Source organism: Neobacillus oceani (assembly GCF_046237595.1).
In the GTDB taxonomy this organism is placed as follows: Bacteria; Bacillota; Bacilli; order Bacillales; family Cytobacillaceae; genus Bacillus_D; species Bacillus_D oceani.
The window spans coordinates 2448893-2474470 of record NZ_CP143543.1 but is presented as its reverse complement, the minus strand read 5'-3'; the positions used below and the strand labels follow the sequence as shown (position 1 = coordinate 2474470).

Genomic DNA, 25578 nt, shown 5'->3' with positions numbered 1-25578 from the left:
GTATATTCTGCCCTATTCTCCCTTTGTTTGGATTACTTGGGCATGCTCCCCTGATTTATCCTGCATCTTCTTGCCTTTGTTGCCGCTGAACCCTCTTGGTTGTGTCCCAAGATGGTCCGGCGAGAAATGCTGGCTGTGTTTCTTTGGATTTCCCATCTTCATCCCTCCTGCCGTTATTTTTGCCAGGAGAAGATGAAATCATGATTGGAAATCAATGCTCTATTCAGCTTTGCCGAGACGTTTAGCTTCAAGGCGCTGCTCGATTTTTTCCAGTGCCGCTTCGTCTTTTAAAATTTGTGTCTTGTTTTCCATAACAAGCTCAGCAAATGTGCGTTTCCGAGGCTTTCGCATGTTATCACCTTCCCTTACTTACTATTCTAACAGTAAGTATGCCCGCAAACGATTTCAATTATTACAACTTTTTGAAAATTTAATCGAAACGTAATTGAACTTTAAAAAAAGCCGCCGGCATAACCCCGGTGGCAATTGTGTTATTTCAATTTTTCCATGTATCCCACCATAGCATCATGCGGCATGGAACCGATAACTTTATCCTGAATTATTCCGTTGCTATCAATAAAAAAAGTAGTGGGAATCGAGATGATTTGGTAAGTTGTGTTTACTTTATCTTTTTCATCAAGCAGGATTGGGAACGTAATGCCATACTCTTCGACAAACCCCTTTACATCCAATTGGGGATCGATGTTGACGCCCAGAATGGCTACATTGTCATCCGCTTCATTGAATAATTTTTCCATTGCTGGCATTTCCGCTTTGCAAGGGCCGCACCATGTTGCCCAGAAATTTAACATGACTTTTTTTCCCTTTAAGCTGGATAGTTTAACAGTTTCCCCTGTCAGCGTTTTAAGTTCAAAATCCGGTGCTTTGGCCCCTTCCTTTACCCCCTGGGCCACCGCTTCATTTGACTCCTTTGGTTCTTCCTTTTTATCTAGCGCCTGGACAATCGCAATCGCCATTAAGGAGACGATTAATATGCATGCAATCCCTTTTTTCGCCACTTGCGCCCCTCCTTTTAACTCTATACCGATTTTACACTATCCCTAGTGGGAAAATAAACATGCCTGTGGGCCATAATCGTGCCGATAATGTGACAAATGTCCTTCATGGCTGAAGTTGTTTTGTGCATTTTGGAATTTTAGATAAATTTACCATTAACTAATATCCCTATTGGCTTGTACCTGTTAAAATCAAGGAAAGAAAGGGGGATGCGAAGTGAAAATTCTTGTGCTTGGAGGCAGCAGGTTTCTTGGAAAGGCGTTTGTTGAGGAAGCCTTGAAACATAACCATGAGATTACTGTATTTAATCGAGGTAATCACAATAACCCTTTTGCAAATATCGAGTTCATTAAAGGAGATCGATTCGGCAATTTAAGCGGCCTGAGAGGGCGGTATTGGGATGCGGTGCTTGATACGAGCGGATATGTCCCCTCGACCGTAAGGAAGTCCACAGAACTGCTTAGCGGCCATGCCGGGCAGTATACCTTCATATCGAGCATATCAGTATACAAGGACTGGAGCCAGGAAAACATGGATGAATCCGCCCCAATCCTGAGTATTTCTCCGGAAAAGGCGGACGAATTATCCAGCGGTGCAACGGGGCCATTAATGGAATACTATGGTGAGTTCAAAGCTCTTTGCGAGCGAGAGGCAGAACGAAACATGCCAGGACGTGTCTTGAATGTCAGGGCAGGGCTGCTTGTTGGCCCGGATGATTATTCTGACAGGTTCACATATTGGATAAACCGTGTTTCACGGGGTGGCCGGGTTCTTGCGCCGGGCAGCCCAAAGAGGAAAATTCAATTCATTGATATTCGCGACCTTGGTAAATGGCTGCTTTTTATGATGGTGAACAAATCTGCTGGAACATACAATGCTACCGGTCCTGAATCACCTATGGAAATGGGAGAATTGTTGGAAACAATAAAAGCCGTATCCGGCAGCAACGCCGAAATAGAGTGGGTCGATGAAACCTTTCTCCTGGAACGTAAGGTCGCCCCGTGGACGGAAATGCCCCTATGGCTTCCTGAAAAAAATGGGGATTCGGGAAATTCGGCAAAGGGAGGATTTTCTTTTAACATTGACAAAGCATTGCGGTCGGGTCTTTTATTCAGCCCGATTGAAACAACTGTCCGAGATACCTTAACATGGGATCTAACACGAAATTGCAAGGAATTGAAAGCAGGAATATCTTTTGATAAGGAAAAAATCCTCCTTAAAGAATGGGAAGAAAACAAGGCGGAATCTAGAAGTTAAAAAAACACCATGCGGCATTAAGGCTGCATGGTGTTTTAATGTTACCTTCTATTAAGCTTTAAGCTTTTCGCGGAGAACCATTGGAAGAATCCCGCCATGGCGATAGTAGTCGATTTCTACTTCCGAATCAAAACGCACAAGCACTTCAAATTCAGTCGTTTTTCCGCTTTCATCCACAGCAGTCACTTTGACAAGATCCCTTGGGCGGACATTCTCATCGACATGGACTGTAAAAGTTTCTTTTCCGGAAAGTCCAAGTGATTCCGCATTTTCGCCTTCCCTGAACTGGAGCGGAAGGACGCCCATCATGACAAGGTTGGAGCGGTGGATACGCTCGAAGCTTTCGGCGATAACCGTCTTAATGCCAAGAAGGTTTGTTCCTTTCGCTGCCCAGTCACGGGAAGATCCCATGCCATAGTCTTTGCCTGCGATGACAACAAGGCCTGTTCCTTCACCCTTGTATTTCATGCACGCATCATAAATAGTTGTAACTTCCCCAGTAGGCCAGTAGGTAGTAAAGCCGCCTTCTGTGCCCGGCGCAATCTGATTGCGGATGCGGATGTTCGCAAACGTTCCGCGCATCATGACTTCGTGGTTGCCGCGGCGTGAACCGTAGGAGTTGAAATCACGAGGCTGAACGCCTTTTTCAAGCAGATATTGTCCTGCAGGCGTATTTTTGCCGATCGCTCCCGCAGGTGAAATATGGTCGGTTGTTACAGAATCGCCAAACTTGGCGACAACCCTCAAGCCTGTAAGCGGTTCGACAAGGCCAGGCTCAGGGGAAAGCCCTTCAAAATAAGGAGGATTCTGGATATAAGTTGAATCTGCATCCCATGAATACAGTGGCTCATTGCTTGTTTTGATTTCATTCCAGCGCTCGTTGTCACTGAAAACATTTTCGTATTCTCTCCTGAATAGTTCAGGAGTAACTGTCCGGCGAACCACTTCATTTACTTCCTCGGTCGAAGGCCAGACATCATTAAAGAATACATCATTTCCGTTCCTGTCTTTGCCGATTGGCTCACTCTTGAGGTCAATGTTGACATTGCCGGCAAGAGCACAAGCTACGACGAGCGGCGGAGAAGCAAGATAGTTCGCTTTTACAAGCGGATGGATCCGGCCTTCAAAGTTACGGTTCCCTGATAGGACGGAAGTAACAAGAAGATCGTTTTCAGCAACGGCTTTTTCGATTTCTTCGCGAAGCGGGCCGGAGTTTCCGATGCAAGTCGTACAGCCGTAGCCAACAAGGTTGAAACCGAGCTGTTCAAGGTATGGAAGCAGGCCGGAATCACGCAGGTATCCAGTAACAACTTTCGATCCCGGGGCGAGGGAAGTTTTAACAAACTTCGGTACTTCCATTCCAAGCTCGACAGCTTTCTTTGCTACGAGGCCGGCACCAACAAGTACATATGGGTTGGATGTATTTGTACAGCTTGTAATAGCAGCGATGGCGACAGCGCCGGTTTTCATCACTGTCTGGTCACCATTATGGAATGTGACATTCACATCTTTATCAAGTTCTTTTTCCTTCAAGCCGAAGCCTTGGTTGCCCTGCGGTGCACTGACAGCCTTCACGAATTCTTCCTTCATTTTTGAAAGAGGGATCAAATCCTGCGGGCGCTTAGGGCCGGAAAGGTTCGCTTCGATAATGGAAAGATCGATCTCAACTACATCTGTGTAAACAGGCTCTTCTTCCGGATTAAAGAACAGGCCATTTGCCTTGCAGTATGCTTCAACCACTTTAACCTGATCTTCATCGCGGCCTGTCAGGCGTAAATAATCAAGCGATTCATCGTCGATCGGGAAAAATCCGCATGTAGCGCCATATTCCGGAGCCATGTTGGCAATGGTTGCGCGATCCGCCAATGGAAGCGCAGATACACCTGGCCCGAAGAACTCAACGAACTTGCCAACTACTCCCTTGCTGCGGAGAACCTGAGTCACTTTCAATGCAAGGTCGGTAGCTGTCGCGCCATTCGGAAGAGTTCCAACAAGCTTCACGCCCACTACTTCAGGTACAGGGAAATAAGATGGCTGGCCAAGCATTCCTGCTTCAGCCTCAATGCCGCCAACCCCCCAGCCAAGAACGCCAAGGCCGTTGATCATTGTCGTATGGGAGTCGGTGCCGACAAGTGTGTCCGGATAAGCTTCGAGTTCGCCGTCCGCTGTTTCGGCCACGTGGACGACATCCGCAAGGTACTCAAGGTTTACCTGGTGGACGATACCCGTTGCTGGTGGCACAGCTCGGTAGTTGTTGAATGCTTTTTGTGCCCAGTTCAGGAACTGGTAACGTTCAGCGTTTCGTTCAAATTCAAGCACCATGTTCGCTTCAAGGGAACCCGGACCACCGTATTGGTCAACTTGTACGGAGTGGTCGATAACGAGATCAACCGTTTTTTCTGGATTGATTTTATCAGGGTCGCCGCCAAGGTCTGCAACCGCTTTCCTAAGGGAAGCAAGGTCAACTACAACCGGAACGCCAGTAAAGTCCTGAAGAATGACGCGGGAAGGTTTAAAAGGAACATCTACCTCCCTTACATTGTTTGTGCCCCATTTCGCCAGGTTTTCAACATGCTCTTTCGTAATAACACGCCCATCATGCTGCCTAAGGACGGATTCCAATAATACTTTAATGGAATATGGCAGCCTGGAAACATTGCCTGCTCCTGCTTCTTCAAGAGCGGCAAGACGGTAATAATGGTATTGTTTACCGTTTGCTTCAAATGAAGAGCGGGCATTGAAAACATCATTTTTCGCCATATGTAACTCCCCCTTCAATTCATCAACCCAATAATATAGGAAAAATTTATAAAAGTCGAAAGGTTTGTATTAATTCGCTCCTCCACGACTTTTCTCACAATTATATCGTAATACAGCGCGGTCAAAGAGTAAATGACCGGAAATTTATGAAATATAATAAGTTTTTCTTATAGTAAATCCCCTGTAGGTACTTTTTGCTGGAAAATCAAGGCTCGTATACTGCTGCTTATCTTTCTTGCTAACTAAAATTATTATTGTGGAAAAGATATTAATTGCCCGAAGGTTTCTGGGAAGAATAGTATGTGGGGGTGAAAGTATGGCCAAACGAAGGTCGAATCATGTCCGACCTGGCATGAATGCCGCAAAGGCACAGGGAATTGGCGCGGGATACAATGAAGAAGCCGGAACCGAGCCTTTGACCGAAATGGAAAGGCAGAACAATAAAAAGTGCAAAAAGAACCAGTAATTCATGTGAAAGGCTTTGCCCGCCGCCAAGCCTTTCACTTTCGCAGGTAAAAATAAACTCAGTAAACGACAAAAAACAGGCACCCAGCCTGTTTTTTTATTAACGTATAACAATTTTTGAATGGAAAGCTTTCACATAAAATTATTTACTTCTTCAACCATTCTTTGTAAATCCTCGCGGAACTGTTCCAACTGGATCCGCTGGTGTTCGGAAGCAACTTCCAGGGCGTTTTCAATTTGCTGATATGCCTCATTGACTTCATTTTTTAAATGTTTAAGTTGATGCCCGTAGCTTGCGCTGTCACGGACAATTTCAGTGAACAAATCTCTGGCCTCCTCAACTCCCTGTTGGGCTGCCTGAAAGGCCTGCTGCTTGTTTTTATGGTATGGCATTGTGTCCACTCCTTCATTATGTTAAGCATGTACCGTTAAATTATCCAGCACAAAAGGATTTATTCAATCATTGATTGGCTCGTCTTCCACCGTTATACAGAATAGAAATGTTCCCTTTACCCATCCTAATGGGAAGGAGGGATTGAAATGGCTAAAAAACCGAACAGGCAAAATGCGAAGAATGTCCAGAACGTTAGCCAGCCAGAACCGATGAGCGGGTCGCATAAAGTGAAAAACCGCCAGCATTCCCGCCAAAAACACAACTCCCACCACGACATGTAAAGAAAAGCCCTGGAACTAGGCGGTTCTCACACAGTTTTTATTTAAGGGAAAAAGCCCCTGCAATTCGCAGGGGCCTAACCGAAAACTGGCGGTTTCTTTACCACTTGATTAAAGATTTAATAATAATTTCTTCTTCCAGAGAAGTAACAGAGCGCAAATCAATCAACACTTCCTCGTTTTGGATACGGACGACGATTGGCTCGGTTGCATCTTTCCGAAGTTTAGTTGCGAGCTGTTCTGCAGAAAGGGACGTATGTCGAATCGAAACGGCATACGAAGGCAAGCTGACATCCGGCATCGTCCCTCCTCCAACCTGGCCTGTAGCCGAAACCGCCTTTGCCTTGTAGCTGTCCGTTTTTTCAGTAAGAGCCCGAATGAAAGCATCAGAACGTTCCTTCAGTTCTTCCGGCCCTGTCAAAAGGTTCCGGATTGTCGGTATGCCCAACATCCCTTTTTCTCCCTTTGCATAGGCGAGCAGCGTTCCTTCCAAAGCAGCGAGTGTCATTTTATCGACTCTTACTACCCTTGCAAGCTGATGCTTCTTTAATTTATCAATGAGGTGCTTCTTTCCTGCAATGATTCCCGCCTGAGGGCCGCCAAGGAGTTTGTCCCCGCTGAATGAGACGATATCCACTCCCATTTCAATAACTTCCCTTACATGTGGTTCCTCGCCAATCCCATGTTTTCGAAAATCATACAAAGCCCCGCTTCCAAGGTCTTCGTAAAATATAATGTCCTTGTGGATGGCGGCTAAACTAGAAAGCTCCAATGTATCGACCGATTTCGTAAAACCGATTGTCTTGAAGTTGCTAGTATGGACTTTCATGATCATGGCAGTATTTTCGGAAATTGCATTTTCATAATCGAAAAGATGGGTTTTGTTTGTCGTTCCAATTTCGACAAGCTGCGCGCCGCTCTCTTCCATGATGGAAGAAATTCTGAACGAACCCCCGATTTCGACAAGCTGGCCCCTCGAAACGATAACTTCCCTGTTCCCAGCAAGGGCCCGAAGGATCAGGTAAACAGCCGCGGCGTTATTATTAACAACCATTGCCGCTTCCGCTCCAGTTATTTCTGTCAATATCTTTTCAATATGGCTGTGCCGCGAGCCCCTCTCTCCTTCCTCCAGCTTGTATTCAAGGTTTGAATAATTTCCGGCTACTTCGGTGGCATGGCGAATTGCTTCTTCGCTCAGCCTGGCCCTGCCCAAGTTTGTATGGAGAATTGTCCCCGTGGCATTGATGACTTTTTTTAATGTATAGGAGAAATCCTCCGTAACCCTGGCTTCAAGTATGGAAAAGAATTCATCCAAAAATGCGGAGGTTCCGGGAGACGGTCCGGACCACAAACCGGACAGGATGGAATCCCGTATTTCGTCAATTGCCGTACGAACATGCTGGACAAGCTGGCTGGAATCAAGCCCTGTGTCTTCCATAAGTCTTAGGAATCGGCTGTCCTGCTGGAGCTCGTGAATTGGCGGGATTGAACGAAGCAACTGTTTCAAGCGAAAAACTCCTTCACCAAAAGAATATTGACTTCATTATATCATTTTTGCATATAGGCAAACGGAAATAGGAGGACTAATCCTAAAAGAAAAACTCTCCCGAAGCCACCTTCGGGAGAGCGTTGCATTAAAGTGATTCCAATTTCGATATTATATCATCCGACTTCGGGAAGACTCCTGTTTCATCCTTTGAATAAATCTTATCGCCGTTAACGTATACCTCGAAAATTCCTCCTGAGGCCGGTATGAGTTCCATGTTGGAAATATCCCGGCGAAAATGTGTGAAAAGATCCTCCGCGAGACCCGCGGCTTTTGGGGCGTAGTTTCACATCATGCAAAATTCGATTTTAACTTCCAGGTTCTTCATGGCAAAAACCTCCATTATTCTCCATAGTAAGATAAAGCCATTTTAGTATAACCTTAAAAACTTCTGCAAATCATCTGCTTGCTTGCGTGCGGAAATCTGTCGCAAAAGGTATACTATGGAATGGAGGTGGACAAATTGAACGAGCAGGATAAAATTCGCCTGACCTCTTTATCGACTAAAGCAGGTTGAGGCTGCAAAATTGGTCCAGAGGACCTGGCGCAAGTTTTGCGCCTATTGCCAAAGCAAGAGCCAGTACCGGAACTGTTGGTAGGCCATGAAACATCGGATGATGCAGGCGTCTACCAGCTTACTGATTCAATCGCGTTAATCCAGACCGTTGATTACTTCACTCCGGTCGTTGACGATCCCTACATGTTTGGACAGATTGCCGCTGCCAATTCGCTTAGCGATGTCTATGCGATGGGAGGCGAACCCAAAACGGTGCTGAATATTGTCGGATATCCGATCAAGAAGCTCGGTGCCGAAATGCTATCGGAAATTCTCCGTGGCGCCGCTGATAAAGTGAAAGAAGCTGGGGCAATTACTGTTGGGGGACATTCCATTGATGACCAGGAACCAAAATTCGGCCTTTCCGTCACAGGGATTGTCCATCCTGAAAAGGTTTGGAAAAACGTGGGTGCTGTACCTGGTGACGTGCTAGTTTTAACGAAGCCTATTGGAGTCGGCATCCTGACGACCGGCATAAAACGCGGTGCGGTATCGCCCGAGCAGGAAAAAAAGGTGACCGAAACGATGGCGTTCTTGAATAAAACCGCTGCCGAAGCCTTGAAAAAGTATCATCCCCATGCAGTGACCGATGTGACCGGATTCGGGCTTCTCGGCCATGGAAGTGAAATGGCGAGGGGAAGCTCTGTCAGCTTTGAGTTTGATTTTGTGAGCATCCCGTATTTGGACGGTTCGCTTGAACTTGCCCACGCTGGAATCGTTCCTGGCGGGACAAAGTCAAACCATTCCTGGCTCAAGGATGACATTGAATACAGCGGCCTCTCGCTTGAAGAGCAGCTTGTCGCCTGCGATGCGATCACATCCGGGGGCTTGCTCGTATCCATGCCGGCCGAAGAAGCGGAACTTTACGTATCTGACCTCCAGGCGCTTGGACTTGAGGAAGCTGCCATCATTGGCAAAGTAACGGAAAAGAAAGAAAAGCTTATTTATATCCGGAAATAAAAAAACGGCAAAGCCTTTTTGGCTGCCGTTTTTTTATGCTTTTATTTTACTTTTAATTTATCAAGCATATCCGCTGTCATGCGGGCGATATCGTATTCTGCCCTGAATCCCCATTCCTCCGCGGCGGCGGATGCATCAATGGAATTCGGCCAGCTGTCGGCTATCCTTTGGCGAACGAGATCAACATCATACGTCATCTCGAAATCAGGAATGTGCTTCCTAATTTCCGCTGCCAATTCTTCCGGGTCAAAGCTCATCGCGGTCACGTTAAACGAGTTCCTGTGAATAAGTTTGGCCGGATCGGCTTCCATAAGGTTGATAATTGCATTAAGAGCATCAGGCATATACATCATATCCATGTATGTGCCCTTGTCGATGAAAGAAGTATATTTTTTGTTTTTTACGGCTTCGTAATAAATCTCAACAGCATAATCGGTCGTCCCGCCGCCTGGGGGAGTAACATATGAAATCAGGCCGGGGAATCGGACGCCGCGAGTGTCGACTCCGAACTTGTGGAAATAATAGTCCGATAAAAGCTCACCCGCCACTTTGTTCACACCATACATTGTCGTTGGGCGCATAATTGTATCCTGGGGGGTTTGTTCCTTCGGGGTAGACGGTCCAAAAGCGCCAATTGAACTTGGCGTGAAAAACTGTGCGTTCACTTCCCTGGCCGTTTCAAGCGCGTTCATCAGGCCGCCCATGTTCAGGTTCCAGGCAAATATCGGATTTGCTTCTGCGGTCGCGGACAACAATGCGGCCAAATGCATGATTGCATCGACATTGTATTTTTTAGCAATTTCGGCCATTCGCTTTCCGTCTGTTACATCGAGTATTTCAAACGGGCCGCTCGTTGCGGCTTCATTATCTTCATTCATTCTAATATCTGTCGCGATGACGTTGTCGTTTCCGTAAATTTCCCTAAGCTTCATCGTCAGCTCGGAACCAATTTGGCCGAGCGCTCCGGTGAGCAAAATACGTTTCATTCTCCATTTCCTCCCCTAAGTCAAACATCTTTAAGTGGAATTATTTAATTACACCCATTTCTTTCCCGACTTTTTCATAGATAGAAATGGCTTTGTCTAGCATTTCCTTCGTATGCGCCGCTGTAGGCATATTCCGTACCCGCCCAGTGCCGGCTGGAACCGTCGGGAATACAATCGACTTAGCATAGACCCCTTCTTCGTTTAACCGCTTGCTGAATTGCTGGGTCAGCTTTTCTTCGCCGATAATGCATGGCGTAATCGGGGTTTCGCTATCGCCGATGTTAAAGCCAAGCTTTTTTAAGCCTTTTTTCAGATAGTTGCCATTTTCCCAAAGCCGTTCGTTCAGTTCGGTGCTTTCCGTTAAAATTTCAATAGATTTAATCGAAGCGGCTACATCGGCTGGTGTAAGTGATGTTGAGAATAGGAATGGGCGGCTCCGTACTTTCAGCCAATCAATAAGGTTCTGTTTGCCGGCTACATAGCCGCCGACAACGCCGATGGCTTTTGACAGTGTTCCGATTTGGAAATCAATTTTATCCTGAAGTCCGAAATGCTTCACCGTTCCCGCGCCTTTTCCGAGAACGCCTGAGCCATGGGCATCATCCACGTAGGTCATCAAATCGAATTCTTCCGCGATGTCGACGATTTCAGGAAGAAGCGCGATATCGCCATCCATAGAGAAAACTCCATCCGTAATGACCATCAATTTTTTATAAAGCCCTGATTCACGGGCTTCCTTTGCCTTGGCGCGCAAATCTTCCATGTCCGAATGGTTGTAGCGGATGATTTTTGCGCGGGAGAGCCTGCAGCCGTCAATAATGGAAGCGTGGTTCAATTCGTCCGACAAAATGGCATCGTTTTTATCCATCACTGCCGAGATTGCCGCCATGTTGCAGTTGAAACCGGACTGGTAGGCTATCGCCGCTTCTGTCCCCTTAAATTCAGCAAGCTTTTCCTCCAATTTGATGTGGAGTTCAAGCGTTCCGTTAATGGTCCTGACCGCCCCGGCGCCTACGCCGAAATGTTCAATCGCCTGTTCAGCTGCCTTTTTAAGTCGCTCGTCAGTAGCCAGGCCGAGGTAGTTATTAGAAGAAAGATTGATTAGCTCCCTTCCGTTGATTTTGATCATGGGCCCATTCGGGCTTTCGAGCGGGTCAATCACATTGTAAAGTCCTTTTGTCTTTAAATCTTCCAGGTTCTCGTTCAAAAATTGCTCAAGAGTTTTGCTCGACATCGAAATCTCTCCTTATCATTAGTTTACTAGTAATTTGTTCCGGCTATGCAGACAGGTGTCCTTCTGACGCGGACACTACTAAACCTCGATTTAACAGGGATATAAAGCGATTCATTCCCTGCTTACTATAGCATATTTTCTTCTTTGTTCATACTGGAAGGACACTCTTAAAACTGATTTTACCATTACTCCGGGGGTTTTGTATACGCTTACAATTATTGCGGTTTGTTTTCTTGGAGATATTGGAAGGATATAAAGGCGTTGCAACTCACGTTCTCCATGATATAATTACCCTTAATTTTTAAAATATCACTCGTATAATCGCAGGAATATGGCCTGCAAGTTTCTACCGGACCGCCGTAAACGGACCGGCTATGGGTGGCAATGGAAGGATGGCTCAATTGGCTAATCCTTTATTACCTTTTGGTTTTTCAGCCCAAAGGCTATTGCTCCCTATCAGGAAGCATGCCTTTGGGCTTTTTGCATTCAAATAAAAATTTACCTTTTACAGGGGGATATATATATGGAAAGCTTGAAAAGAAAAATCATTGAGGAAGGCCGGGTATTGTCGGAGAGTGTTTTAAAGGTAGATGCATTCCTGAACCATCAGATCGACCCATTTTTAATGCGTGAAATTGGCGAGGAATTCGCCACGCGCTTTGCAGACGATGGAATTACGAAAATATTGACACTGGAATCATCGGGAATCGCTCCTTCTGTTATGGCAGGCCTTGAGTTGAACGTTCCAGTTATTTTTGCAAGGAAAAGAAAGTCCCTCACAATGACCGACGGGCTCCTGACTGCAAGCGTCTACTCGTTTACAAAGCAGGAAACATCTGAAATATCGATTGCATCGAAATACGTATCCCCAAATGACAAAATTCTCATTATTGATGATTTCCTTGCCAACGGACAGGCCGCGCTTGCATTGATTAAGCTCACGGAAGATGCCGGGGCCCAGGTATCCGGAATTGGAATTGTAATAGAAAAATCATTCCAAAGCGGAAGAAAACTGCTTGAATTTAAAGGCGTCCGTGTCGAATCGCTTGCTAGAATCAAGTCTCTAAATAATGGGAAAGTAACATTTGTAAATGAAACCGCTGAGGAAGTCTCGATCTAAAAACGGGATAGCAAAGACATCCTCGCTTTCTAACGTGATTATAACAGGCTAGCGTTGATACGTGGGTTGTTTAAAAGGTGGATTCCAAACGTGGAGTCCACTTTTTTTAATCAAATTGAACTTTTGTAACAAGCGAAATAATAAAGTGTTCTCACCTACTGAAATTGAAGATTATAATTTGAGAAAAAGTGCAACAAAATCTGAAATAAAGTTCATTTTATCTGAAATATATTTCTTTTATATTTGAAAAAATGTTCTCCGCTCCCTTTAACCATTAAACACGCAACCCGGAAAGCTTTTCCCCCCAAGGGGCAAGTCCTTTATCCTCGAAACCTGCCGATTTGTACAGCTTCTCGGCAGCCACATTTTCAGGATTGTAGCCCACCATAATCAACCGGCAACCGTCCTTGCCTTTCAGCCAATCTACCACCGCCTTCAAGCCTATTTTTCCATACCCCCTGCCCTGGAACGATTTGTCGATCATAAATCGGTAAATCCAATAATTGTTGTCGTCCGGGTCAAGCCCTGCCATGACGAAACCAACCATCCTCTCGCCATCATGGATTCCTAGTGCCTCGAAGTTTTGCAGGTACTGAACTTCCGCGAGTGAATACAGATTTGACGCCATAAACCCCTTCTGGTTCTCCGCCACGGAAAGCTCCACGCATTCTTCCCAGTTTTCCTTTGTCAATTCAACTAATTTCACATTCATTCCCCTACCCCCTTTTCTTGTGGCTCCTAAACTATTCTTTGCAATATCGGTTAATTCCTTTTTATTTGAAAATCAGTCCGGAATGAACGTTGGCAAAGCTTTTCCATTCTTGCCTATAGCCGTTTCCCATAAAATCCTGTATGATAGGAAAATAGGTGTATTTTTAAGATAAAGTGAGGAAAAGAACTAAAATGGCGCTATTAACAGTTGAAAATTTAACTCATACATTCGGGGATCGCATCCTCTTTAAAGATGTTTCCTTCCGCCTTTTGGCTGAGGACCATGTCGGCCTGGTCGGCGCGAACGGCGTGGGAAAATCAACATTAATGAATATCATTACAAACCAATTGATCCATGACGGCGGAAACGTTGAATGGACGCCTGGTGTCCAATATGGGTATCTTGACCAGCACACCGTCCTCACTCCTGGCCGCACGATGCGGGATGTTTTACGGGACGCCTTCCTTCCTCTTTTCGAAAAAGAAAGGGAATTGAATGAAGTTACCTCCAAAATGGCCGATGCCACGCCGGAGGAACTTGAGGAGCTTCTTGAGCGGATGGGTGAAATCCAGGATGCGCTGGACGCCGGCGGTTTCTACACGGTTGATATTAAAATAGAAGAAGCCGCGCGGGGCCTTGGCCTTGATGCGATCGGCCTTGATAGGGACGTTGCAGCCCTTAGCGGCGGGCAGCGGACCAAAGTTTTGCTTGCAAAGCTGTTGCTTGAGCAGCCTAGGGTCCTTCTGCTTGACGAGCCGACCAACTATCTGGATGTCGAGCATATCCGTTGGCTTTCCGGCTATTTGAAGGAATACCCATATGCGTTCCTGCTAATCTCGCACGATACTGAGTTTATGAATTCCGTTTCGAATACGATTTTCCACCTGGAATTTTCAAAACTGACACGCTATACAGCGACGTATGAAAAATTCCTTGAGCTTGCGGAAATCAATAAGAACCAACATATTAATGCGTATGAAAAACAGCAGGAGTTTATCAAGAAACAGGAAGAATTCATCGCGAAAAATAAAGCCCGCTACTCAACAACAGGCCGCGCGAAAAGCCGCCAGAAGCAGCTTGACCGTATGGAACGGATCGACCGCCCAGAAACAGCGGTTAAGCCGACATTCGAATTCAAGGAGGCTCGCAGCAGCAGCCGGTTTGTTTTTGAAGCGAAGGATCTCGAAATCGGCTACTCCCACCCGCTTTTGCCAAAAATGGACATGGTGATTGAAAAGGGTGAAAAAATTGCGATTATAGGCTGCAACGGAGTCGGGAAATCAACATTATTAAAGACGATGCTCGGGAAAATTCCTCCGCTTGGCGGCAAAATCGAACATGGCGACTTCCTCTTCCCTTCCTATTTCGAGCAGGAAGTGAGAGCGATGGACATTACCCCGATTGATGATGTTTGGAATGAGTTCCCGAATCTCGACCAGCATCAAGTCCGCGCCGCGCTAGCCCGCTGCGGACTGAAAAACGAGCATATTTCCCGGCCGCTTAGCCAGCTTAGCGGAGGCGAGCAGGCGAAAGTCCGCTTGTGCAAGCTGATGATGCACGAAAGCAACTGGATCCTTTTCGATGAGCCGACGAACCATCTCGATGTGACGGCCAAGGAAGAGCTGCAGCGCGCCCTGAAAAATTACAAGGGCACAATCGTCCTCGTCTGCCACGAGCCTGATTTTTATGAAGGCTGGGTAACACGGGTTTGGAATGTTGAAGAATGGTCTTTACAGGTAAATTAATAACATGATATCGGACCCCGGTTCTTTTGAATCGGGGTTTTGTTTAATGGTATTTCTGTACCGCATAAAAAATTTTGCAAGCGGAAAAGTTTTAAAACTGACATCAAAATCCTTAGGAAGACAAATAACTATAAATGAACCATTGAAATGTTGGAACGGCGGGAACCCACTCCAAAGGATACAGAGGAAAAATTCCTATAGAGTACAAATTTATTAATCCAACCTATATAGATAGGAAAGCTCCCTCCTTTCAACTATCGATTTTTCCGATAATCACATAAGCGTGGTATCTATAATTTGAATGGTGGCTAAATTGTTAAATCCATTGTTATTTCTCTTTTTTTCTATAAAATTAACAACAGTTGAAGGACAACACGCAGAAAACTGGAGGAATAACTTATGAAGAAAATCTTGGCATTATTGTTGGTATGTCTGCTTGCAGTTGGATTGGCTGCCTGCGGCAATAAAGATGAATCCGCCAAACCAGGTGCGAATAAGGAAACTAAAAAGAACGAAGAAGTGTTTAAAATAGGTGCGATACCTGACCAGAGCGCAACGGAAATGAAAAAGAGCATGGATGCAGTCGCTGAACATTTGTCGAATGAAACCGGCATGAAGGTGGAATTTGTCCCTTCTGTTGATTACGCGGCGCTAGTGACCGCTTTCCATCGTGGTGAAATCAAGCTTGCCTTTTTCGGCGGCCTAACAGGGGTACAGGCAAGAAACCTTGTGCCTGAAGCAGAAGCGATTGCCCAGCGTCCACGGGATGCAGAATTTCATTCCGTGTTTATTACCCAAGCCGATTCTGGAATTGAATCGCTTGCCGATGTAAAAGGCAAGTCGTTCACCTTCGGAAGTGAGAGCTCAACTTCTGGACATTTGATGCCCCGCTATTATTTAATGAAGGATGGTATTTACCCGGCTAAGGATTTTGACGGTCAGCCGAATTTCTCCGGCTCGCATGATACAACATATAAGCTAATCGAATCCGGAGCATTTATGGCGGGTGCCCTGAACGAAGCTGTGTGGGAGACTGCAGTAAAAGAGAAAAAGGTTGATACAAATAAAGTACGTGTGTTCTACACAACCCCTTCCTACTATGATTATCATTGGACGATTAATAAAGTAGACAAGGAAACAAAGGAGAAAGTAAAGGCGGCTCTCCTTTCAATGACTCCTGAGCAGCTATCTGGACTCAATATGTTTGCAACAGATCGATTTATTGAAACAAAAAATGAAAACTACGAAGCAATCGAGGAAGTTGCGAAAGAACTGAAGATTATAAAATAACTGGTGTGAGATGTTATGAAACAAACAACGGCATTGGAAGCTAAAAATATAATGAAGTTTTTTGGGAAGAAAACCGCGCTTTCTTCCCTTTCCTTTTCCGTTCGAAAAGGAGAAAGAGTCGCCCTGATAGGCCCGAGCGGCGCGGGGAAAACAACTCTCCTTAATACGATTGCCGGTATTGTGGAACCGGACGCTGGCGAATGGATTATTGCGGGAAAGCCGAGGGGCTCCTATAAAAGCGGAAAAGAGTTTGCGAAAAAAGTAGGCGTCATCCGCCAGCAGTTCGACCTTGTCGGCCAGCTTGCGGTCATCCATAATGTCCTCGCCGGCAGGTTTTCCGAATGGGGAGTGGCAAAATCGCTAGTCTCGCTCCTGTTTCCAAGAGATAAAAAGCTCGCGATTGAAGCGCTTGAGCGTGTCGGTTTGGCTGACAAGCTATATGAGGAAACGGCAAGACTTTCCGGCGGCGAGCAGCAGCGGGTTGCCCTGGCGCGTATTCTTGTCCAGAAGCCTGAAATCGTACTTGCGGACGAGCCCGTCGCTTCCCTTGATCCGGCGCGCGCAGAAGATGTGCTGGATGCACTATCTACAATTGTCGAAGATGAAAAACAGACGCTTTTTGCGAGCCTCCACTCTGTTGAATATGCGAGGAAGTATTTTACCCGGATCATTGCCATGAAGGATGGAGAAATCTTTTTCGATCTACCAGCCAGCCAGGTAACCGATGCCCTTCTTGGCGATTTGTATAAGTTGAAGGAGCTGCCAGAACATGAGTAGGCCGCTGTCAAATCCGCTGCCGAGGCATAAACGGCTTACTCTGACCGCGGTTTTGTTCCTTGTATTTGCCTGGAGCCTTTTTTCCGTGGATTGGGGTCCAGGGCTACTGCATGCAGGCGGAGGGGCGATGATTGTTGAGATCTTGAAGGGGCTTGTTTCCCCTTCCCTTTCCCCTGATGTCCTTTGGCTTGGCCTCGAAGCTTCTTGGCTTACAATGGCCTACGCCACAGTTGGGATGTCCCTTGCATTTGTGTATGCGTTTGTGGCAGGCGTCCTTGCATCCGGAGTCCTGTCGAATGGGAAGGGATCAAAATTCTTCTCCAAGCTCTTTTTTCGAGGGATTCTCGGGTTTACCCGCTCAATTCATGAGCTTGTTTGGGCATGGTTGTTTGTAGCATCTTTCGGTTTATCCCCTTATGCGGCTATTTTTGCCCTTGCAATTCCGTATGGAGGCATTTTGGGGAGGATATTTGCCGACATGCTCGCTGATGTCCCGCAGCAGCCGATCATTGCCCTTAAAACAGCAGGGGCGTCGCGCCTCCAATTATTGTTCTACGGATACTTGCCGCTTGTCCGAGCAGATTTTGTCAGCTACACAATGTACAGGTATGAATGCGCAATTCGTTCTTCGGCCATTATGAGCTTTGTTGGGCTTGGAGGCCTCGGTTATCAGATTCAGTTATCACTCGCTGACTTAAAATACAATGAAGTGTGGACCTACGTTTTCTTTTTAATCATACTGGTCATTCTCGTTGATGGATGGAGCACACTTGTCAGGCGCTCGTTGCTTGATAAAGCGGAGAAACCTTTCTTAGCGGGCGGCAAGTTCTCTGCCCTGATTGCTATAATACTTGCAGCCGTTTCATGGATTTATATTTATGTAGCCGAAGGCGCAAGCCTCTCCTCCCTTTTGACGAATGAAAATGTAAACTATGCGGCGAAGTTTTTCGGCGGTATGCTTGGAATAGGCGAAGAAACGCCGGCTTTTATGCAAGCCTCCGAATGGAAAAATGCGCTTCATTTGACGCTCGAAACGCTGGAAATGAGCGTCATGGCAATCGGCTTTGCTGCAATTGCGGCGTTTTTGACGGTTATTCCCGCGGCGCGGAATATTGCCGACGGAAACTTGACAGCTACAAAGCGATGGTACAACTGGCCTCTCTTTGGAATCGTCCGGATTTCGTATATTTTTTCACGGGCAGTCCCCGAACTCGTTTGGGCAATGATGATCGTCTTTATTTTAAAACCGGGACTTCTTCCGGGAGCGATTGCGCTTGCCCTCCATAATTTCGGGATTCTCGGGAAGCTTTGGGCGGAGGTCATTGAAGATATGGAACCGAGGCCGGTTCGGAATCTGGCCAGCTCGGGCGCCTCTAAATGGCAAAGCCTCTTTTATGGGGTTCTCCCATCCGTCATGCCTAAATTCCTGACATACTTCCTCTATCGTTGGGAAGTAATTATGAGGACGACCATCGTTGTCGGGTTTGTCGGCGCAGGAGGCCTAGGCCAGCAATTTAAATTAAGTATGAGCTTCTTCCATTATTCAGAATTGACCTTGCTTCTATTGTGCTACATGGTCCTGGTCTTTCTTGCTGATATTGCCTCGGAAACGGCAAGGAAAACGATTAAATAATAAAAACGCCGTTGATTGGATCAATGGCGTTTTTTGTAGTTTAATGGTGCAAAGCTTCCCATTCTTCTTTTAAAATGCCCATTTTGATTGAATCGAAATATATGCCATTATAAAGCCTGCACTTTCTGATGCGGGCTTCCATTTTCATGCCAAGCTTTTCACCGACCTTCATCATCCTTTCGTTCCCCGACCAGGTGGTGTAGCCGATCCGGTGGATTGGATAATGTTCGAAAAGGTGGCTGATCCAAAGTTTGAATGCTTCCGTGCCATACCCTCCATTCCAAAAAGCCGGGTCATAGATGACAATTCCAGCTTCAAGCCAGTTGGAAGGCTTATGTTCCCAATAACAAGAGACACTCCCAATCAGTCTTTCCCTGGCCCAAATGGCCCACCTAGTATCCAATCCTTCTTCAAGAAGGATTTTCATGCTAATGACATACTCTTCCTTCTCTCTCGGCTTTAATGGATAATAAGGCGCATCCCACCTCTTCCATTCAGGATCTTCTTCCCCGTATATCATTTCCCATAACACAGGCAGATCCTCTTCAGCTAGCTGCTTCAGCGTTACTTTTTCTCCTTTATTCATACGGATTCCCCGCTTAACGGTAATGGGTGGCGCATCTTCAGTCCTTCAATAAGCAAATGGGCTACCGTAGCCGCGCTTTTGGATGCCCTTTCCTTGTTAGCTGCGAATTCGGTTACTTCAATACCCTTAACCCGCTGATCTTTAAGTAGGATGGAGAATAATCTGGAAGCAGAATTAATATCCAGACCAGTATTGCTTGGCGAATACGCGGCGGGCATGATGCTTTCATGCAGGACATCCACATCAAAATGGACAAGGATGCCAGCATCCTCAGGAATACTTTTCAACATCCGGGCCAGTTCTTCGCTTCCCTCGTCCGTTAGGAACTTCTCATAAGGAATATGTTCAATTCCAAGCGTTTCGCCAGGAGTATAGGTGCCTAAAACCATAATCCTTTCTACTGGGACGCGTTTTTCTGTCCACCAAACATGAGTGTCCTGGGCAAGGAACCAGAGACCCATGCCGGCCGCCCCAATACAGCGGTTTCCATCGGGTGCCACCGTATCGAAATGCCCATCAATGACGATAAGATATGTATTTTCCCCAAACACCTTTTGGAAAGCGGTAAAGGTACCTACAATTATGCTGCAATCACCGCCGAGGATGATTGAAAAGGCGTCCTCTTCAAAAATCGCGGCTTGCTCTTCGACAATTTCATCCCATACCTCCCTGGGTGCGGGCCAGTTTCGTACAGGCGGTATATTATGCCGGGCCAGTATCTTGCCTTGCAAAAGATTCCCCCTATCTTCTACTGGAAAATCCATTTTTAATAGAGATGGCAGCAAATCAGTTTTCCTTAAAGCATTAGGTGCTAGTTCCGTACCTGTATATAAAGCGCCAGCACAGCTTGGTACCCCTGTGACAATAATTTTCACAGCAATCCCCCCCTCCTTCCATCTTAAAAGATATACAAAGCAAGCGCCACTTCGAAATTAGCACAGTACCTGCAAAAGATGACGGAATATGTTTATATTATTTTCCGAAAATTTAAAATATAATCAAAGTTGAAACGAATTGTAAAGGAGGAAGACGATGAAGCATTCAAAAATGAATATAATGCTAGTATTCATTCTCCTGTTTGGCACGATTTTCGCGCCAACTGTAGCCGCAGCAAACGTCGGTGGAAAAAAGCTAAAAATTGTTTCGCTTGGTGACTCGATCACCTATGGCTGGAATCTCGACCAGGATAGGTCCAAGCCATCCGAATCAGCCTTTCCCAACTTGATTGGCGAGCGGGACCACAAGGTAACAAATCTTAGCAAGCCGGGCTGGACGTCCTCCCAGCTGCTAGCGGAGATTGAACAAAATCCTGAGTACGCGGATGCAATTCGAAAAGCGGATATCATTACGTTGAACATTGGCAGCAATGATCTTCTCCAGACCACTGGGATTATAGATATGGTGAATGGCAAAATACCGTTCAATCCGGCTGTGATTTCCCAAAAAGCAACCTTGGCATCCATGCAATTAACGGTCAACCTGAATACCATTATAGAGAACATTAGGTCAAAAACAGATGCCCCAGTAATTTTATACAATCTGTATAATCCGTATGGCTATGACCCAAGCAATCCTCTGGCAACAACTCTTTATGGACTTGGCAATCAGATTCTTAACCAGGTCAATAAGGATGTTATCCTTCGCCAGGCAAAAACCGGCTCAATATTAATCGCCGATGCATTCAGCGCTTTCGATGGAAAACAGGCAGGATACATACTGCCAAATGACATCCATCCTAATTTGGATGGGCAGGTAGTGCTCGCAAAATTAGCTGAGGAGCAAATTGTTGCACTTGGTGATAAACGTCTGAAACTGAAGTTTTCGAAATAACCATTAAGATAGGCTGCCCGCCCTGTTGGCGCGCAGTCTATCTTTTTGCTAGCATGAGCTATTACTTTTCTATCTATTTGATAGCAATAGCTTTACCTTTTATGAATGGGAGTTTTCTTTTTATATTTTTTTAAAAAAAATAACGAAGTTGGCATCAATCGTAACAGTTGACTTTTCCCTTATAAAATATAAGATTATCTTAGCCCTTTTAATGTGTATTTTTTCAAATTATGTTAGTAGGAATGTTGTAATTGGTCCTGGGAGTGAACACGATGGTTGAAACAAAAAAGGCGTTGCCTATTTTATTTCTTATTATGTTTTTAGTGATGGTCGGTTTTGGGATCATCATTCCGGTATTGCCTTTCTATGCGGAAAATCTTGGAGCAAGCCCTACCCAGCTTGGTTTCCTTATGGCTGTCTATTCGCTTATGCAGCTATTGTTTGCCCCGATATGGGGCAGGGTTTCAGACAAAATTGGCAGGAAACCTGTCATGCTTGCAGGCATTACCGGACTTGCAATCTCGTTTTTCTTAACGGCGTTTGCCGACTCGATAATGATGCTGTTTGTAGCCAGGATCGTCGGTGGCCTGTTGTCCGCGGCAAACATGCCAACCGTTATGGCATATGTTGCGGACATCACAACCCCGGAAAACCGCAGCAAAGGCATGGGAATTGTGGGAGCAGCGGTTGGTATGGGCTTTGTATTCGGCCCGGCAATCGGGGGGATTTTTTCCAAAAGCAGCCTAAGCCTTCCTTTCATAATTGCGGGCTGCTCATCCATTTTGACGCTTGCCCTTGTTGCTTTATTACTTAAGGAATCCTCAACAAAAGAAAGCAGAGGACAAAACTCCCAGCAAAAAGCACCGTTCAGTGTCGCGCTTCGCGGAGCTTCCGGCATGCTGTTCTTTTTGCAATTTTTTATTTCCCTGTCGCTTGCTGGGCTTGAAGCCACTTTTGCTTATTTCGCGGCCGAGAGGGCTGGCCTTGATACGACGAGCCTAGGATATATTTTTATGATTATGGGGCTTGCCGGTGCGTTTGTCCAGGGCGGCCTTATTGGAAAGCTTACGAAAAAGTATGGGGAAGGAAAGGTCATTCAGGGAGGGATCATCGTTTCTGCAATCGGTTTTGCCTTGATCCTTTTAGTGAATAGCTTTGCAACCGCCGCAATATTCCTCACGATATTTGGCATCGGGAACGGCGTAATCAGGCCGAGTGTTTCCTCAGTCCTGACGAAAACAATCAACACTGGACATGGAAGTGTTACCGGCCTCCTCTCTTCCTTTGATTCTTTGGGCAGGATTGCCGGGCCTCCCCTTGGCGGGCTGCTTTTTTCAGCCGCGTCGGGCCTTCCATATATTTCTGGAGCAGTTTTATCCATTGCAGCACTAATCCTTTACCGTTTATATCACGGGCGGATGAAGCATGGCGCCCTTTCGTAGATTTAGAAGCCATTGCTCTTGGTTCTGCCTCACCCGCTAAAAAGCGGCCGGAATTGTTAACCGGCCGCTTTTTTGATGGATAAATCCACTTATCCCGCATATATTGTACAACCATACATAGAACGAGGTGGCCTTAATGGAAAAAATGAAACCCTTCCGACTGTTGTGCCTTGGTTTGCTGATTATAGGGGCAGCCTATTTGGATTCCCCTTTTTCCTTTCTGAACAAGGAGTATTATTATGAAACAGATGGCCCCAAACCCGCACCCGCGATAACGGAGCCAGCTATCAGAAACTTGCCTGAGTACCAAATGATGCTTGTTGAAGAACGGAAAAGCAATGGATATATTATTGAGATATATAGGGAGTATGAGGTCATACGAGATAAAACCGGCAAAATAGTTGAAAAAAAACCTGGAGATAGAATTGAAGAGGTCAAATACCGTGACTATTCTTTCCGGCTTACCCCCTAGAGCGAATAAAATATTAGATAACAAAATCAATTATTAATTTGTGCATGTTGATCGATTTTGTTTTTTCCATAAAAAAGCATCCGTTTCCGCACGGATGCCTGTTCCCCATTTATTTTTTATCCTAGTAATTGTGCTGTTCTTCAATTCGTCCCTCTTCATTATGGATGTATGCCATCGTCCCGGCTTCTTCGGCAAGGCGCTTTGCTTCCCCAACTGCTTCGGACTTTGAACCTGTTGTCATTTCAGGTCCATCTTCGCCTTCGGGTTTGACAGCCCATCCTTCTTCATCATGGGGAACAACATGAAAACGTGCGTCCTCGGTACCGGCCCGGTCTTTAAAATAGTGTACCTGGTCTTTTGAATGGATATGATTGTTTTTATCAGCCATTTGAATTCCTCCTTTGCATTCCTTACATGCCTGTACCCGATAAGAGCTACCAAAAAAACAGGTATTTTCATCTTTGCCCAAAAACCTGTCGGAAAAGCGGCATCATTTTTCCGGATATGTTACAATCGGCGGCATGCTTATTTGATGCTCATCAAAAAGCCGGGAAATGGAGTGGCGTAATTCACTTTCAACCTTTTCTTTAATTTCAAAATTAACCACCGGCAATTCAACGTAGAAATCCATTGCGCTATTCCTGAAATTAACGAATCTGATTTCAAGCTGGGATGACTTCAGAATCCCTTCACAGTTTTCTTTTATTTGGTCAACGGCATCTTCCAGTAGCCGATGCACCAATTTCGAATCAACCCCCTGGCTAACGCTCACCTTTACCTCGGCCCTCATTTCGGCACCGGTCCGATTCTTGATGATCGTTTCAATAAAATATTGGTTCGGTATAATTAAAGTGCCTTCCTTCGCAGTCCTGACAAGCGTCGACCTGAGCCGGATTTTTTCAACCCTGCCAATTTTCCCATCAACCTCAATAACTTCCCCTACTTCGATAGGCCTTTCAAACAGGATAATGATTCCGGAAACAAAGTTCCCGGCGATATTTCGCATCCCAAATCCGATTCCGATTCCCAGAACGCCAAAGATTGCTCCAAGGGCAGTTAGGTTAATTCCGACTATTGTAAAGCTGAAGGCCAGGGCAGAAATCATTACCGTGTAATAAATAATTTGGTTGATTGTGTAGCTAAGCCCCTTGTCAACATTGTAATGTTCGTAAAGATTTGAAAGAACATATTTTGTGAAAAGCTTGATAACCCTGCTCGCCAAAGTAACAATCATAAACGCGACAATGATCAGGAAGGTGGAAACCTTGATTCCGTCCTTTGAATACAAAGGTTCGAATAGCCATTTTGTAGTTGAAAAATGAACAAGGAACAAAAGAATGATTCCATAAAAAGTAATCCAGTTCAACAGAGAGCCTACAGCGGGAAGGAACCTGCTTTTAAGAGCGGGTTTTTTTAATGCGAGCAGCCTTGCCAAGCCTTTTAGACACCAATTTCCAATCAGGACAAGCCCCGCTTCAATAAAAAAGGTTACGACATTGCCAGCTGTTATCCCTTTTAAATGAGAGATCCATTCTTCCATTACCATCACCACATCAATCATCGCATGCTATATGAACATTTACCTGTCCGAATCCGTTACTAAACATTGGGGCAGATGCGATCACCTTGAAATGGCATCCTATGAGGGTCCTGCAATGTTTTTGGCAAAATAAAAACAGCCCGTTTTTCAAAAGAAACGGACTGCCTTTATCTATAATTAATGCGGTTTTAAGACGACCTTATTTCGCACCTTAACTAATATTCTTCCTACTTATTTTTCACAAAAACGGTATCCCGCTTTTCTGCCACAGGCACACTGTAAAATTCGAAAAGAATGCCATACAGGAACGAAACAAGGAACATGGATGCAATCATATCCGGCACAACATGCTGCTTAACGAACAACGTAGAAATAATGATGAGCGAACCGACAATATGAATAAACAATGTATTGAGCAGATGCTTATTTCCAATGTGGCGGGAACCAAGCATAATCGCAAACGTTGTCAGCACATGGATGCTCGGAAAACAATTGTATGGCTGATCATTTGCATAAATGAAACCGACCAACTGGATCAACATTCCGTCTCCTGTCAGTTGGGGCCTAGGGACGACTGTCTGGAAAAAGAAATAAATCAAAAAGCAGATGATTTCTCCGGCAACGATTAGAATCAAGGTTTTAAGATACACTCGGGTATCCTTAAAACAAAAATAAACAAGGTAAATAAACACATATCCATACCAGAGGATGTAGGGAATAATGAATATCGGCAGGAAAGGAATTAATCCATCTACCGCTGTTGATATTTGGACTGCGTTTTGCGGGTTTTCATTCAAAAATTTATAAACCATGCCGAGAACAGGCATGACCAGCAAAAATAACAAATATGGAGATTTCTTGAGATACGTATTCATAAAGATGGCAGAGCTCCCCCCAATTTGGTATTTATGCCTTTTTACCCTTTATGGATAACAATAACGCTCTCTAAGTATATCATAAATTATCTTGTAATGTTGT

Annotated in this window: 26 protein-coding genes, 1 pseudogene and 1 riboswitch; of the genes and pseudogenes, 12 read left to right on the top strand and 15 right to left on the bottom strand. The window is 45.4% G+C overall.

Annotation, left to right across the window (positions count from 1 at the left end; translation table 11 throughout):
• Positions 1-12 precede the first annotated feature (12 nt).
• The 3 genes from V1499_RS12340 to V1499_RS12330 all read right to left on the bottom strand — a co-directional run bounded on the left by V1499_RS12340 (position 13) and on the right by V1499_RS12330 (position 1019).
• Positions 13-156, bottom strand: coding sequence for an acid-soluble spore protein N (locus V1499_RS12340; RefSeq protein WP_316571303.1), 144 nt, complete (start codon positions 154-156; stop codon positions 13-15).
• Positions 157-219: 63 nt separating this feature from the next.
• Positions 220-351 (bottom strand): FbpB family small basic protein, encoded by a 132-nt coding sequence (locus V1499_RS12335; protein ID WP_316571302.1) that lies wholly within the window; start codon positions 349-351, stop codon positions 220-222.
• 140 nt (positions 352-491) lie between these two features.
• A complete protein-coding gene (locus tag V1499_RS12330) occupies positions 492-1019 on the bottom strand; it encodes a redoxin domain-containing protein (RefSeq protein WP_409270218.1) in 528 nt (175 codons plus the stop codon).
• A gap of 214 nt (positions 1020-1233) precedes the next feature.
• On the opposite strand from V1499_RS12330, the gene V1499_RS12325 reads away from it, so the two are divergent.
• On the top strand, positions 1234-2274 hold the full coding sequence (locus V1499_RS12325; protein WP_409270217.1) for an NAD-dependent epimerase/dehydratase family protein: 1041 nt from the start codon (positions 1234-1236) through the stop codon (positions 2272-2274).
• Positions 2275-2325: 51 nt separating this feature from the next.
• Here the strand turns inward: V1499_RS12325 and acnA are convergent, their stop codons facing one another.
• Entirely contained in the window at positions 2326-5034 is a 2709-nt protein-coding gene (acnA, locus tag V1499_RS12320; protein ID WP_409270216.1) for an aconitate hydratase AcnA, read from the bottom strand.
• A gap of 316 nt (positions 5035-5350) precedes the next feature.
• Between acnA and sspO the strand changes: the two genes are divergently transcribed.
• Positions 5351-5500, top strand: coding sequence for a small acid-soluble spore protein O (gene sspO, locus V1499_RS12315; RefSeq protein ID WP_409270215.1), 150 nt, complete (start codon positions 5351-5353; stop codon positions 5498-5500).
• A 131-nt stretch (positions 5501-5631) separates the two neighbouring features.
• Here sspO and V1499_RS12310 read toward each other — a convergent pair whose 3' ends face one another.
• Positions 5632-5892 carry a hypothetical protein gene (locus V1499_RS12310; protein ID WP_409270214.1) on the bottom strand — a complete coding sequence of 87 codons (261 nt, stop codon included), beginning with the start codon at positions 5890-5892 and terminating at the stop codon, positions 5632-5634.
• 147 nt (positions 5893-6039) lie between these two features.
• Between V1499_RS12310 and V1499_RS12305 the strand changes: the two genes are divergently transcribed.
• Positions 6040-6174, top strand: coding sequence for a small acid-soluble spore protein P (locus tag V1499_RS12305; protein ID WP_409270213.1), 135 nt, complete (start codon positions 6040-6042; stop codon positions 6172-6174).
• Positions 6175-6271: 97 nt separating this feature from the next.
• Here the strand turns inward: V1499_RS12305 and selA are convergent, their stop codons facing one another.
• Together selA and V1499_RS12295 are read right to left on the bottom strand one after the other, a co-directional pair.
• Positions 6272-7678 carry an L-seryl-tRNA(Sec) selenium transferase gene (gene selA / locus V1499_RS12300; protein WP_409270212.1) on the bottom strand — a complete coding sequence of 469 codons (1407 nt, stop codon included), beginning with the start codon at positions 7676-7678 and terminating at the stop codon, positions 6272-6274.
• Positions 7679-7805: 127 nt separating this feature from the next.
• Positions 7806-7991, bottom strand: a pseudogene (locus tag V1499_RS12295) (Rdx family protein); the annotation flags it as partial.
• 174 nt (positions 7992-8165) lie between these two features.
• Between V1499_RS12295 and selD the strand changes: the two are divergent.
• The gene (gene selD, locus V1499_RS12290) at positions 8166-9233 is read left to right on the top strand and encodes a selenide, water dikinase SelD (protein ID WP_409270211.1); all 1068 of its coding nucleotides are present in this window, start codon (positions 8166-8168) and stop codon (positions 9231-9233) included.
• A 41-nt stretch (positions 9234-9274) separates the two neighbouring features.
• On the opposite strand, the gene V1499_RS12285 is transcribed toward selD, so the two are convergent.
• Both V1499_RS12285 and V1499_RS12280 read right to left on the bottom strand, forming a co-directional pair.
• Positions 9275-10219, bottom strand: a complete 945-nt coding sequence (locus V1499_RS12285; RefSeq protein WP_409270210.1) for an L-threonine 3-dehydrogenase — start codon at positions 10217-10219, stop codon at positions 9275-9277.
• A gap of 40 nt (positions 10220-10259) precedes the next feature.
• A complete protein-coding gene (locus V1499_RS12280) occupies positions 10260-11453 on the bottom strand; it encodes a glycine C-acetyltransferase (protein WP_409270209.1) in 1194 nt (397 codons plus the stop codon).
• A gap of 293 nt (positions 11454-11746) precedes the next feature.
• Positions 11747-11848, top strand: a riboswitch (purine riboswitch).
• Positions 11849-11976: 128 nt separating this feature from the next.
• Here V1499_RS12280 and V1499_RS12275 point away from each other — a divergent pair.
• Entirely contained in the window at positions 11977-12573 is a 597-nt protein-coding gene (locus tag V1499_RS12275; protein WP_409270208.1) for a xanthine phosphoribosyltransferase, read from the top strand.
• Positions 12574-12847: 274 nt separating this feature from the next.
• On the opposite strand, the gene V1499_RS12270 is transcribed toward V1499_RS12275, so the two are convergent.
• A complete protein-coding gene (locus V1499_RS12270; protein ID WP_409270207.1) occupies positions 12848-13285 on the bottom strand; it encodes a GNAT family N-acetyltransferase in 438 nt (145 codons plus the stop codon).
• 191 nt (positions 13286-13476) lie between these two features.
• On the opposite strand from V1499_RS12270, the gene V1499_RS12265 reads away from it, so the two are divergent.
• The 4 genes from V1499_RS12265 (at position 13477) to V1499_RS12250 (ending at position 18730) form a co-directional block, all read left to right on the top strand.
• Positions 13477-15030 carry an ABC-F family ATP-binding cassette domain-containing protein gene (locus V1499_RS12265; protein ID WP_409270206.1) on the top strand — a complete coding sequence of 518 codons (1554 nt, stop codon included), beginning with the start codon at positions 13477-13479 and terminating at the stop codon, positions 15028-15030.
• A 399-nt stretch (positions 15031-15429) separates the two neighbouring features.
• Positions 15430-16320: a putative selenate ABC transporter substrate-binding protein gene (locus V1499_RS12260; protein WP_409270205.1), complete on the top strand. Its 891-nt coding sequence runs from the start codon at positions 15430-15432 to the stop codon at positions 16318-16320.
• Between the two features lie 15 nt (positions 16321-16335).
• Entirely contained in the window at positions 16336-17097 is a 762-nt protein-coding gene (locus V1499_RS12255; protein WP_409270204.1) for a phosphonate ABC transporter ATP-binding protein, read from the top strand.
• Entirely contained in the window at positions 17090-18730 is a 1641-nt protein-coding gene (locus tag V1499_RS12250) for a PhnE/PtxC family ABC transporter permease (protein ID WP_409270203.1), read from the top strand. Before V1499_RS12255 ends, V1499_RS12250 begins: the two co-directional genes overlap by 8 nt.
• Positions 18731-18770: 40 nt before the next feature.
• Here the strand turns inward: V1499_RS12250 and V1499_RS12245 are convergent, their stop codons facing one another.
• Complete coding sequence (locus tag V1499_RS12245; RefSeq protein WP_409270202.1) at positions 18771-19316, bottom strand: GNAT family N-acetyltransferase; 546 nt, start codon at positions 19314-19316, stop codon at positions 18771-18773.
• Positions 19313-20191, bottom strand: a complete 879-nt coding sequence (locus tag V1499_RS12240) for an arginase family protein (RefSeq protein WP_409270201.1) — start codon at positions 20189-20191, stop codon at positions 19313-19315. Before V1499_RS12240 ends, V1499_RS12245 begins: the two co-directional genes overlap by 4 nt.
• A 157-nt stretch (positions 20192-20348) precedes the next feature.
• Between V1499_RS12240 and V1499_RS12235 the strand changes: the two genes are divergently transcribed.
• The 3 genes from V1499_RS12235 to V1499_RS12225 all read left to right on the top strand — a co-directional run bounded on the left by V1499_RS12235 (position 20349) and on the right by V1499_RS12225 (position 23060).
• Positions 20349-21146, top strand: coding sequence for an SGNH/GDSL hydrolase family protein (locus V1499_RS12235; protein WP_409270200.1), 798 nt, complete (start codon positions 20349-20351; stop codon positions 21144-21146).
• Between the two features lie 272 nt (positions 21147-21418).
• Positions 21419-22588, top strand: a complete 1170-nt coding sequence (locus V1499_RS12230; RefSeq protein WP_409270199.1) for an MFS transporter — start codon at positions 21419-21421, stop codon at positions 22586-22588.
• Between the two features lie 136 nt (positions 22589-22724).
• Positions 22725-23060 carry a hypothetical protein gene (locus V1499_RS12225; RefSeq protein WP_409270198.1) on the top strand — a complete coding sequence of 112 codons (336 nt, stop codon included), beginning with the start codon at positions 22725-22727 and terminating at the stop codon, positions 23058-23060.
• A 121-nt stretch (positions 23061-23181) separates the two neighbouring features.
• Here the strand turns inward: V1499_RS12225 and V1499_RS12220 are convergent, their stop codons facing one another.
• From V1499_RS12220 to V1499_RS12210, 3 genes are all read right to left on the bottom strand, one after another.
• Positions 23182-23448 carry a DUF2188 domain-containing protein gene (locus tag V1499_RS12220; RefSeq protein ID WP_409270197.1) on the bottom strand — a complete coding sequence of 89 codons (267 nt, stop codon included), beginning with the start codon at positions 23446-23448 and terminating at the stop codon, positions 23182-23184.
• Positions 23449-23550: 102 nt separating this feature from the next.
• Positions 23551-24600 (bottom strand): mechanosensitive ion channel family protein, encoded by a 1050-nt coding sequence (locus tag V1499_RS12215; RefSeq protein ID WP_409270196.1) that lies wholly within the window; start codon positions 24598-24600, stop codon positions 23551-23553.
• Between the two features lie 227 nt (positions 24601-24827).
• On the bottom strand, positions 24828-25475 hold the full coding sequence (locus V1499_RS12210; protein ID WP_409270195.1) for a phosphatase PAP2 family protein: 648 nt from the start codon (positions 25473-25475) through the stop codon (positions 24828-24830).
• Positions 25476-25578: the final 103 nt, after the last annotated feature.

Coding starts and splice junctions, on each gene's coding strand:
- sspO (WP_409270215.1), top strand. CDS start 5,351: ATGGCCAAACGAAGGTCGAATCATGTCCGACCTGGCATGAATGCCGCA.
- V1499_RS12335 (WP_316571302.1), bottom strand. CDS start 351: ATGCGAAAGCCTCGGAAACGCACATTTGCTGAGCTTGTTATGGAAAAC.
- V1499_RS12250 (WP_409270203.1), top strand. CDS start 17,090: ATGAGTAGGCCGCTGTCAAATCCGCTGCCGAGGCATAAACGGCTTACT.
- V1499_RS12225 (WP_409270198.1), top strand. CDS start 22,725: ATGGAAAAAATGAAACCCTTCCGACTGTTGTGCCTTGGTTTGCTGATT.
- V1499_RS12340 (WP_316571303.1), bottom strand. CDS start 156: ATGGGAAATCCAAAGAAACACAGCCAGCATTTCTCGCCGGACCATCTT.
- V1499_RS12220 (WP_409270197.1), bottom strand. CDS start 23,448: ATGGCTGATAAAAACAATCATATCCATTCAAAAGACCAGGTACACTAT.
- V1499_RS12215 (WP_409270196.1), bottom strand. CDS start 24,600: ATGGAAGAATGGATCTCTCATTTAAAAGGGATAACAGCTGGCAATGTC.
- acnA (WP_409270216.1), bottom strand. CDS start 5,034: ATGGCGAAAAATGATGTTTTCAATGCCCGCTCTTCATTTGAAGCAAAC.
- V1499_RS12260 (WP_409270205.1), top strand. CDS start 15,430: ATGAAGAAAATCTTGGCATTATTGTTGGTATGTCTGCTTGCAGTTGGA.
- V1499_RS12270 (WP_409270207.1), bottom strand. CDS start 13,285: ATGAATGTGAAATTAGTTGAATTGACAAAGGAAAACTGGGAAGAATGC.
- V1499_RS12310 (WP_409270214.1), bottom strand. CDS start 5,892: ATGCCATACCATAAAAACAAGCAGCAGGCCTTTCAGGCAGCCCAACAG.
- V1499_RS12245 (WP_409270202.1), bottom strand. CDS start 19,316: ATGAATAAAGGAGAAAAAGTAACGCTGAAGCAGCTAGCTGAAGAGGAT.
- V1499_RS12255 (WP_409270204.1), top strand. CDS start 16,336: ATGAAACAAACAACGGCATTGGAAGCTAAAAATATAATGAAGTTTTTT.
- V1499_RS12280 (WP_409270209.1), bottom strand. CDS start 11,453: ATGTCGAGCAAAACTCTTGAGCAATTTTTGAACGAGAACCTGGAAGAT.
- V1499_RS12275 (WP_409270208.1), top strand. CDS start 11,977: ATGGAAAGCTTGAAAAGAAAAATCATTGAGGAAGGCCGGGTATTGTCG.
- V1499_RS12230 (WP_409270199.1), top strand. CDS start 21,419: ATGGTTGAAACAAAAAAGGCGTTGCCTATTTTATTTCTTATTATGTTT.
- V1499_RS12210 (WP_409270195.1), bottom strand. CDS start 25,475: ATGAATACGTATCTCAAGAAATCTCCATATTTGTTATTTTTGCTGGTC.
- V1499_RS12285 (WP_409270210.1), bottom strand. CDS start 10,219: ATGAAACGTATTTTGCTCACCGGAGCGCTCGGCCAAATTGGTTCCGAG.
- V1499_RS12265 (WP_409270206.1), top strand. CDS start 13,477: ATGGCGCTATTAACAGTTGAAAATTTAACTCATACATTCGGGGATCGC.
- V1499_RS12235 (WP_409270200.1), top strand. CDS start 20,349: ATGAAGCATTCAAAAATGAATATAATGCTAGTATTCATTCTCCTGTTT.
- V1499_RS12305 (WP_409270213.1), top strand. CDS start 6,040: ATGGCTAAAAAACCGAACAGGCAAAATGCGAAGAATGTCCAGAACGTT.